We start from the raw sequence: 8,049 nt of genomic DNA, 5'->3' as shown, positions 1-8,049 counted from the left end.
CGGGCGAGTAGACCTTCATCACCATAAAAGATGCCTCCTACCCGACCTCTACCGGGGCCGGGATCAGAGGTGTCCACCACTCGGGGACAGGCCCCCCTGTCACCACGAACATCCCGTGCTCGTTTGCCGACCGGCGTCGTGGTGTTCGCCATGTCCAGTCAGGTCGGCACGGAGGCAACGTGGCACGCAGGCTGTCAATCGGTCAGCTCAGGGTGCAGGAGATCGTCCACCGGGACGGACGGCGGTCGCACACGATCGTCCAGCCGGCCGGTGGCGTACATGCGGGCGCAGAACGGTTCCTGTCCCAGTACGCGGGCACCGGGTCGGACCGGCCGTACGCGTACCTGCTTGTCGACCACCTACGGTGGCTGGAGCACGAGGGACTGGTCCCGGAGAGCGTCGGCTTCAGGGACCTGGAGCGGTACATGGGCGCGGTCGGCGCGAAGGCAGCCGCGCCGCTGAGGTCGCCGTGGCGGGTGGGCAAGCGTCCCTACGGCGACAGCGCGCTGTCCTCGGCGGCGTCGTGTCTGAAGGGCTTCTACCTGCGTCAGGCCGAGCTGGGCATCAACTCCGAGTTGGCCGAAACGCTCGACAAGCGGCGGATGCCGACCCGACAGGACCGGGACCGCGCCCTGCTGGGGCACATCACGAAGGACATGGCGGCGAACCCGCTGGCGCCTCGCAGGATCCGCCGTCGGCATCCGAAGATGCTGCCGGACGGCGCCCGTGGGCTGCTGCTGCCCGTGGTGAACTCGGCCCGTGACCGGCTGGTCGTCGACTGGCTCAGCGACGGAGGTTTCCGCGTCGGTGAACTGTGTGGGCTGCACCTGTGCGACCTTCACCTGCGGGAAGGAGCCAGCTGCGGCGAATGCCGCACTCCGCACGTCCACGTGTGTCATCGCGAGGGCCTGCCCAACGGGGCCCGGGCGAAGACGAAGCGGCCCTGGGAACTGGCAGACGGCATCATCCGAGGCGGGCTCATCAAGAGGGTCAGCCCGGCGGTGATCCACGCCTACTTCGACTACCTCACAGGTGAGTACCCGCGCGGCGCCTCCCACGGGATGCTCTTGGTCCAGCAGCACGGACCGGACCGGGGCCTTCCCTGGGCTCCGGAAGGCGTCCGCAGAATGACCGCCCGGGCCGCGGCCCGGGCGGGTCTGGGCAAGATCCGCCCCCACGCCTTCCGCCATTCCTTCGCGACCGCGGTCCTCGATGCCTCCGACGGCAACCTCGTGGTGACCCGGGATGCTGGCGGCTGGGCCTCCACCCAGGTGGTCGACGAGATCTACGCCCACGTGGACGTCAACGATCCCGTCTTCAACGCCGCGCTGCTGAAGACATGGGGTGAGTGACGATGGGCTCGACGTCACCGCTCCGCGTCCTGGCCGACCCGGTCCGCGCCCGTTACACCCGCGACAGGCTTGAAGTGCTGACCGCTCTGCTCGGCGGGCCGTCGGTCGATCCGCTCTACCGCGGCTCCGTAATCGAAATCCCCGCGGACCACCCCGTCTATCGCTGGGGCTGCAAGGTTGCCAGCTGCGGAAACGCAAAATCGTCACGCAGAGACATCTGCAGTCCCCACGAGCGGGAGTGGCTGCGCGCGCGGCGTGAAGGTGTCACGCGTCGCGCCTTCCTCAACGATGCCAGGCCAGTCGAGGTCCGGCGGCCCGACGCTGCGGCGGGCACACTCGACCTCCGGGGCCTGTTGCCCCTGACCAGGGCAGAGTTCCAGTGGGGGTTGTTCTCCCATACGCAGCAGGCATCCCGCTACGACTGGCACGCGAGTGAACTCCGCGCAGTCGTCCGCTTCCTCCAGAACCACCGCGTCGCATCACTGTTGGAGCTCGCGCCAGCCGGCGAGCACGTCCCCACCCGGCTCGCCGGCGTCCTGCGCGAGATCTCCGCCGAACTGCGGCGCTGTGATGGATGAGGCCGCAGTCTTTCTTGATCCGGCGTCTCCAGGGCAGACCACGGGTCGCAATACGTGTCAATTCGGTATACCGACCGGCTCGCCGACATCGGGGCTTCGGCCTCGGTAGTTGCTTGAGCATGCGGGCGTAGGCGTCACGCTCCGGCAGCCGTGGCAGGCATACGTGGCGTTCGTCCTCGACGTCTACTCGCGGATGATCGTCGGCGCGCAGGCGAACCGGCCGGTAACCCCCAATCGCGGCAACTGCGGCTGGGCGACGATCTCTGCGCAAGAGGGGTCACTCACCGCCCACGGCCGCACCGCGGTAAAACGGTCCGAAGGGCCCCGTCGAGTGGGAGTGACGGCCCCGGGGAGGACGAGGCGCCTGGGCATGCGCGGTACCGGTTCATGAACTGCCCGAAACGGAATCAGGCATCGGCATCCCCGAGGCCGCCTACGAAATGGTTAAGACGTCGTCTCATTTGGAGTGCTGGGTAGTCTGCACCGTGTGGTGATGGTCGAGCGCATGGTGCCGGACGAGTTGTGGGAGCTGTTCCAGCGGGTGGTCCCACCCGCTCCATCACGGCCGCAGGGCGGCGGCCAGCGCCGGTACGGGGATCGCGAGGTGCTGGCCGCGATCATCTTCGTGGCCACGACGGGCTGCACCTGGCGGCAACTGCCGCCGGTCTTCGGCCCCTCGGGGCCGACTGCGCACCGGCGCTTCACCGAGTGGACCGCCGCCCGGGTCTGGGCGAAGCTCCACCGTGTCATCCTCGACGAACTGGGTTCGCGCGGAGAGTCGGACTGGTCGCGCTGCGCGATCGACTCACGGCGTCATCGTGGTGACTCCTTCTGGTGCGGCCTGCTGCTCGGGGGGTGCGGGGCTCGTCTTGCGGACAAGCTGTACGTCGACAGGCAGTGTTCCCTGTCAAGTTCTGCGTGTTGAAGTGCCGTTGGTCTGCGCCACTGGCCCAAGGCCCAGCTCTTGGTCAGACTTCAGTGAGGTGCGGGGTGCCCCGGGGCAGCCAGGTGAATGGCTTGCTGCGCTCCGAGGGCAGGGCCTCCAGTTTCGTGGTGAGGGCTTCCGGGCCTTCACGGAAGTGATGCCAGCCTTCGTAGTGGACGGGATGGATCGTCGTGGGACGGATGGTTTCGCACAGGGCGAGCGCGTCGGCGGCGGTCATTGAGTAGCGGACGGGGCCGGTGAGGGGGAACTGGACGCCGCCCAGGTGGAGCAGGACGGTGCCGGGGCGCAGGGCGGCGGCGGTCTTACGTACGGCGCCGTACAGAACCGTGTCTCCGGTGATCCACAGCGGTCCGTGGTGCTGGCCGGGCCAGGCGAGGGCGAACCCGATGACCTGCCCGGCGACGGGGCGACTGAGGGGCGGTCCGTGTCGGCAGGGGGTGGCGGTGATGGCGATGGGTGGCCGGTCCGGCGCCTGCAACCGGGTGGTCTGACCAGCCTTGAGGCCCTGTGCAGTCGTGCCGCCCAGCCGACGCGCCCCGGCACGGGTGGTCACCACAGTGGTGACGTCGGCGAGGAGGGCACGGCCGGCGTCGTCGAGGTTGTCGCCGTGGTGGTCATGCGTGAGCAGTACCGCGTCGACCGGTCCGATTTCCTCGGGGAGCAGGGCAGGGCCGGTGAGTTTGAGGGAGGACGTTCCCCAGCCGAAGGAGTATGTACGGCCGGGTGGATCGAAGGTGGGGTCCGTCAGCAGTCGCCAGCCCGCGAACTTGATGAGGACGGTGGGGCCGCCGATATGGGTGAACCGGACTTCCGTCATCAACGCCTCCTGGAGCCGCGGTGCCCGGCGGGCCGGGCACCGCGATCGGTGGGTCAGGTGTGGTCGAGGGCCCAGGCGAGGGCGTGGTCGGCGATCTCCTCCCAGCCCTTCTGGGCGGGCATCAGATGGCACCGTCCCGGATACTCGACGATGTCGGTGACGGTGTTCGACTTGTAGTGCTTGGCGTTGGACTTCTGGATCTTGGGCGGCATCAGGTGGTCGTTCTCGCCCGAGACGAACAGCAGCGGAGCCCGGTCGTCGTTGCGGTAGTTCACGTACGAGTCGGCGTGGCCGGGGTGGATGTTGGCCAGCGCGCTGCCCCAGAACACATGGCCGGAGGCGGGGATGTGGTAGCGCTCGTAGAGGGCGCGGGCCTCGTCTTCGGGGAAGGTGTTGGTGAAGGCGTAGCGCCACTGATCGTAGGTGAATCCGACGGCCTTGTGCCGGTTGGCTGGGTTCTTCAGCACCGGGAACGTCGCTTTCAGCTGCGACAGCGGAACCGTCGCCACTCCCTCGGTGGGCGCGGAGTTGAGGGCCACTCCGGCGCTGCCGTATCCGTGGTCGAGGAGGATCTGGGTGAACACTCCGCCGGCGGAGTGGCCCATGATGATCGGCTGGGTGTCGAGGCCGTCGATCAGCTTCTCCAGCGACGAGATGACCGAGGGAACCGTGAGTTCCTCGATCGGGGTGGGGTCGGCGTTGAGCGCCTCGACCTCCGCTTCGAAGCCGGGGTAGGCGGGGGCCAGCACCCGGAAGCCCTGGGACTGGTAGCGGGTGATCCAGTGTTCCCAGCTGCGGGGTGTCACCCAGAAGCCGTGGACGAGGACGATGGTGTCTGGTTTCATGAGCGTTCGCTCCTTCAACGGGTGGCGGCGTAGGCGGCCGCGATGATCTTGGCGGCGGCTTCCGGGTGGGAGATCATGACCACGTGCGAGGACCGGATCTCGGTCACCGTGCTGCCTGCGCGTTTGGCCATGAACCGCTGGGCGGCGGGCGGGATGACCTTGTCCTGGGTCGGGATCAGGTACCAGGACGGGATGGTCTTCCAGGCGGGCGCGCCGCTGCCGCCGCTGAGGCCGTCGACGCTGCCGGGGCGCTGGGTGGCCGCCATCAGACGGGTCTGGGAGGCGGGCAGATCGGCAGCGAACACGGCCCGGAACTTCGCGGCGTCGATGTATCCGTCGGTCCCTGGTTTGCTGCCGGGCACCGGGTAGCTGCGTGGGATCAGGGCGGCGCCCAGTTCACTGCCGGGGAACTGGCCCGCCAGTTGCAGCGCGCTCTCGCCCTCGTCCGGCGCGAACGCCCCCATGTACACCAGGGCCTTGACGTTGGCGTGGCCGCGGGCGGCGTTGGTGATGACGATGCCGCCGTAGGAGTGGGCCGCCAGGATGACCGGGCCGGGGATGGTGTCCACCACACTGGAGATGTAGGCGGCGTCGCCGGCGGTGTCCCGCAGCGGGTTGGCGGGCGCGATGACCGGGAAGCCGGCCTTCTGCAGCAGCGCGATGGTGTCGTTGAAGCCGGAGGCGTCGGCGAACGCCCCGTGTACGAGCACGACGGTCGGCTTGGGCCCCTTCTCGGGCTGCACGGCTTTGTGGGAGGTCGCCTGGGCGGAGACCGCGCCGGTGACGATGAGAACGGCGGCGGCCAGTGCCGTCAGCAGACGGCGCGGTGCTGGAACACGCATGACGAACCCTTTCGGACAGGAGGGTTAGACCGTGCGGAGGTGCTGTCGGGCGGCGCTACCGGGACCGATCCCGGTGCCGGTGACGACGAGGACTGGTGGGGTTCAGGAGGCGAGGAACGCGAGCAGGTCGGCGTTGAACTCGTCCTTGAATGCGCCCACGAGACCGTGCGGAGCACCCGGATAGACCTTCAGCGTCGCGTCCTTGACGAGCTTGGCCGACTCCAGGCCGGCGGCCACGATCGGGACGATCTGGTCGTCGTCGCCGTGGGCGATGAAGGTGGGGACGTCGAAGCGCCCCAGGTCCTCGGTGAAGTCAGTCTCGGAGAACGCGCGGATGCAGTCCAGCGCGCCCTTGAGTCCGACCTGCATGCTCTGCAGCCAGAACGCGTCCGACACACCCTGCGAGACCTTTGCACCGGGACGGTTGAAGCCGTAGAAGGGCAGGCTCAGTTCGGCGTAGAACTGCGACCGGTCGGCCGACACACCCGATCGGATGGCGTCGAACGCCTCAATCGGCAGGCCCTGCGGATTGGTGTCGGTCTTGAGCATGAGGGGCGGCACCGCGCCCAGCAGGACGGCCTTGGCGATCCGGGACGTACCGTGTCGGCCGATGTAGCGGGTCACCTCGCCGCCGCCCGTTGAGTGACCGACCAGTACGGCGTCGTGCAGGTCGAGGGCTTTGATCAGCTGGGCGAGGTCGTCGGCGTAGGTGTCCATGTCGTTGCCGTTCCAGGGCTGGCTGGAGCGGCCGTGTCCGCGCCGGTCGTGCGCGATCGCACGGTAGCCGTGCGAGGCGACCAGATGCAGCTGGTCGTCCCAGGCGTCGGCGTTCAACGGCCAGCCGTGGCTGAACACCACCGGCCGTCCGCTGCCCCAGTCCTTGTAGAAGATCTCCGTGCCGTCGCGCGTCGTGATGAAGTTGCCCATGGGAGCGCTCCCGTCAGCAATCGTGTCGATGCCGGTGACCGACTTCGGTGAGGGGGATCGTGTCAGTGACGCGGGCCCCGTTCTTTACCGTGCACGCCAAAGACTGTTCCCTGCGTGCCAAGGCACCTGCTCCGGCGGGACTGCTGCGGCACGAGGTGAAGAACCACGCTCAGGTGGCCCGGAAGTGCTTGGATCCGCCTGTCCAAGCCACCCCCGGTGCTGAAGAATCCGGGAGACGGCACGGCAGCGGAGGGGCCGCTGCTACCGCCCTGGGGGGGACCATGCTGGTTTTGGACACGGAGGACATACCCGCCGCCGACCGGATCGAGGCGTTCCACGCCGTGGCTGTCGGGGAGAGCGGCAGCTGCTCGGTCGAGCAGGAACATCCCGAGGCAGGCATCCGGAAGAGACTGGAAGTCTGGAACTTCGGCCCGTTGACCCTGTTCGCCACGCGCGGCTCCGGTATGCGCATCTGGCGCACCCCGCGCCACTCGCGATCCGACTCGATGAACACCGTCTCAGTCATCACCCAGAGCCATGGGACGGGCGCATTCACCTGGAACGGCCATCAGCAGCGCGTGGGACCCGACGCCCTGGCTCTGGCGCACAAGACCGCCGGCTACGAGTACGCGTGGTCCGGGGCAGGACAGTCCGTTGCCTTCATGGTCGACACCGAGCGTCTCGGCCTGCCCGAACACCTGGTCCGGACCGCGATACCCCTCCTGGAGCAGAGCAATATCGCGCCGTTGCTGCTGGATCACATACGGAGCCTGCGCCGCCGCGCCGACCAGCTCAGCGCCGACCCCGGCGCCGAGGCGCTCGGCTCCGCCACCCTGGAACTCACCCGCGCCCTCATCGTCTCGGTGGCCGCCGACGAACGCACCCGGCGGTCGGTCGCCGAAGACACCCTCCTCACCCGCGTCCTCGCCTACATCCGCGCCCATCTGACCGACCCCAGGCTCACTTCCCACAGCATTGCCGCGGCCCACAACATCTCCGTACGAACCCTCTACCGGTTGTGTGAGCAAGGCGGCCTCAGTCTGGAGAAATGGATCATTCGCCGACGCCTGGAAGGCACACGCCGCGACCTGACCACGCCCGAGAACACCCACCGCACAATCGAGGCCATCGCCCGGTCCTGGGGCTTCACCAACCCCGCCCACTTCGCCCGCCGCTTCCGCCAGACCTACGGCGTCACGCCTCGCCAGTGGCGCCGCCTCCACTACAACGCGGCAGCTTTCGCGCCCCCGGACCAGCCTTAACGATCACGGCGAAGTCCGGATGAGCCGCCTGCGAGATCAGGTGATCCACAATGCTCCATTGGTCGATCGGAGAACCCGCAGACGGAGCTCTGCCGGACGGCCGACCGAAGTCCACATTCACGCCCATGTGGCTCGGGATGCGCCCGGGCTGATGTCCTGGCCAGTGTGCTGCCCAGGTCGGGGGGTGTCTGCACGTTGGTCTGGGCTGGCTCCCCGTGACTCCCAGTGGGTCGGTCCACGCCGGTCCGTAGGCACGGCCGTCCTGGGCAGTGCGTCAAGCCTGCCGCCGCTGCTGGCCTGGCCCTCTCCGCCGCCGGGCCGCTCTGCCCCGGGCCTGCGTTGCTCCAGGGCAGAGCGGGTGCAGGAGGGGCTACGGGGTGGTGTCCTTAGACGTCGTCTCATTTGGAGTGCTGGGTAGTCTGCACCGTGTGGTGATGGTCGAGCGCATGGTGCCGGACGAGTTGTGGGAGCTGTTCCAGC

Annotated in this window: 7 protein-coding genes and 1 pseudogene; 4 read left to right on the top strand and 4 right to left on the bottom strand. The window is 68.3% G+C overall.

Annotated elements, in window-relative coordinates; all coding sequences use genetic code 11:
* Nucleotides 1-179: 179 nt before the first annotated feature.
* The 3 genes and pseudogenes from ACFV9M_RS41445 to ACFV9M_RS41435 all read left to right on the top strand — a co-directional run.
* Nucleotides 180-1,352, top strand: a complete 1,173-nt coding sequence (locus ACFV9M_RS41445; RefSeq protein ID WP_385079462.1) for a tyrosine-type recombinase/integrase — start codon at nt 180-182, stop codon at nt 1,350-1,352.
* 2 nt (nt 1,353-1,354) lie between these two features.
* Nucleotides 1,355-1,930 carry a hypothetical protein gene (locus tag ACFV9M_RS41440; protein ID WP_385079460.1) on the top strand — a complete coding sequence of 192 codons (576 nt, stop codon included), beginning with the start codon at nt 1,355-1,357 and terminating at the stop codon, nt 1,928-1,930.
* 493 nt (nt 1,931-2,423) lie between these two features.
* Nucleotides 2,424-2,738: pseudogene (locus ACFV9M_RS41435) on the top strand (transposase); the annotation flags it as partial.
* 160 nt (nt 2,739-2,898) lie between these two features.
* On the opposite strand, the gene ACFV9M_RS41430 reads toward ACFV9M_RS41435, so the two are convergent.
* From ACFV9M_RS41430 to ACFV9M_RS41415, 4 genes are all read right to left on the bottom strand, one after another.
* Nucleotides 2,899-3,693, bottom strand: coding sequence for an MBL fold metallo-hydrolase (locus ACFV9M_RS41430; RefSeq protein ID WP_385079458.1), 795 nt, complete (start codon nt 3,691-3,693; stop codon nt 2,899-2,901).
* A gap of 53 nt (nt 3,694-3,746) precedes the next feature.
* The gene (locus ACFV9M_RS41425; protein WP_385079455.1) at nt 3,747-4,538 is read right to left on the bottom strand and encodes an alpha/beta hydrolase; all 792 of its coding nucleotides are present in this window, start codon (nt 4,536-4,538) and stop codon (nt 3,747-3,749) included.
* 14 nt (nt 4,539-4,552) lie between these two features.
* Nucleotides 4,553-5,380: an alpha/beta fold hydrolase gene (locus ACFV9M_RS41420; protein WP_385079452.1), complete on the bottom strand. Its 828-nt coding sequence runs from the start codon at nt 5,378-5,380 to the stop codon at nt 4,553-4,555.
* Between the two features lie 102 nt (nt 5,381-5,482).
* Entirely contained in the window at nt 5,483-6,307 is an 825-nt protein-coding gene (locus tag ACFV9M_RS41415; protein ID WP_385079450.1) for an alpha/beta fold hydrolase, read from the bottom strand.
* Nucleotides 6,308-6,588: 281 nt separating this feature from the next.
* On the opposite strand from ACFV9M_RS41415, the gene ACFV9M_RS41410 reads away from it, so the two are divergent.
* Nucleotides 6,589-7,569: a helix-turn-helix domain-containing protein gene (locus ACFV9M_RS41410; RefSeq protein WP_385079448.1), complete on the top strand. Its 981-nt coding sequence runs from the start codon at nt 6,589-6,591 to the stop codon at nt 7,567-7,569.
* The last annotated feature ends 480 nt before the right edge of the window (nt 7,570-8,049 follow it).

This window comes from Streptomyces sp. NPDC059895, from assembly GCF_042731035.1.
Taxonomy (GTDB): domain Bacteria; phylum Actinomycetota; class Actinomycetes; order Streptomycetales; family Streptomycetaceae; genus Streptomyces.
This window is presented reverse-complemented; position numbering and strand designations above follow the sequence as displayed.

Coding starts and splice junctions, on each gene's coding strand:
- ACFV9M_RS41425 (WP_385079455.1), bottom strand. CDS start 4,538: ATGAAACCAGACACCATCGTCCTCGTCCACGGCTTCTGGGTGACACCC.
- ACFV9M_RS41420 (WP_385079452.1), bottom strand. CDS start 5,380: ATGCGTGTTCCAGCACCGCGCCGTCTGCTGACGGCACTGGCCGCCGCC.
- ACFV9M_RS41410 (WP_385079448.1), top strand. CDS start 6,589: ATGCTGGTTTTGGACACGGAGGACATACCCGCCGCCGACCGGATCGAG.
- ACFV9M_RS41415 (WP_385079450.1), bottom strand. CDS start 6,307: ATGGGCAACTTCATCACGACGCGCGACGGCACGGAGATCTTCTACAAG.
- ACFV9M_RS41430 (WP_385079458.1), bottom strand. CDS start 3,693: ATGACGGAAGTCCGGTTCACCCATATCGGCGGCCCCACCGTCCTCATC.
- ACFV9M_RS41440 (WP_385079460.1), top strand. CDS start 1,355: ATGGGCTCGACGTCACCGCTCCGCGTCCTGGCCGACCCGGTCCGCGCC.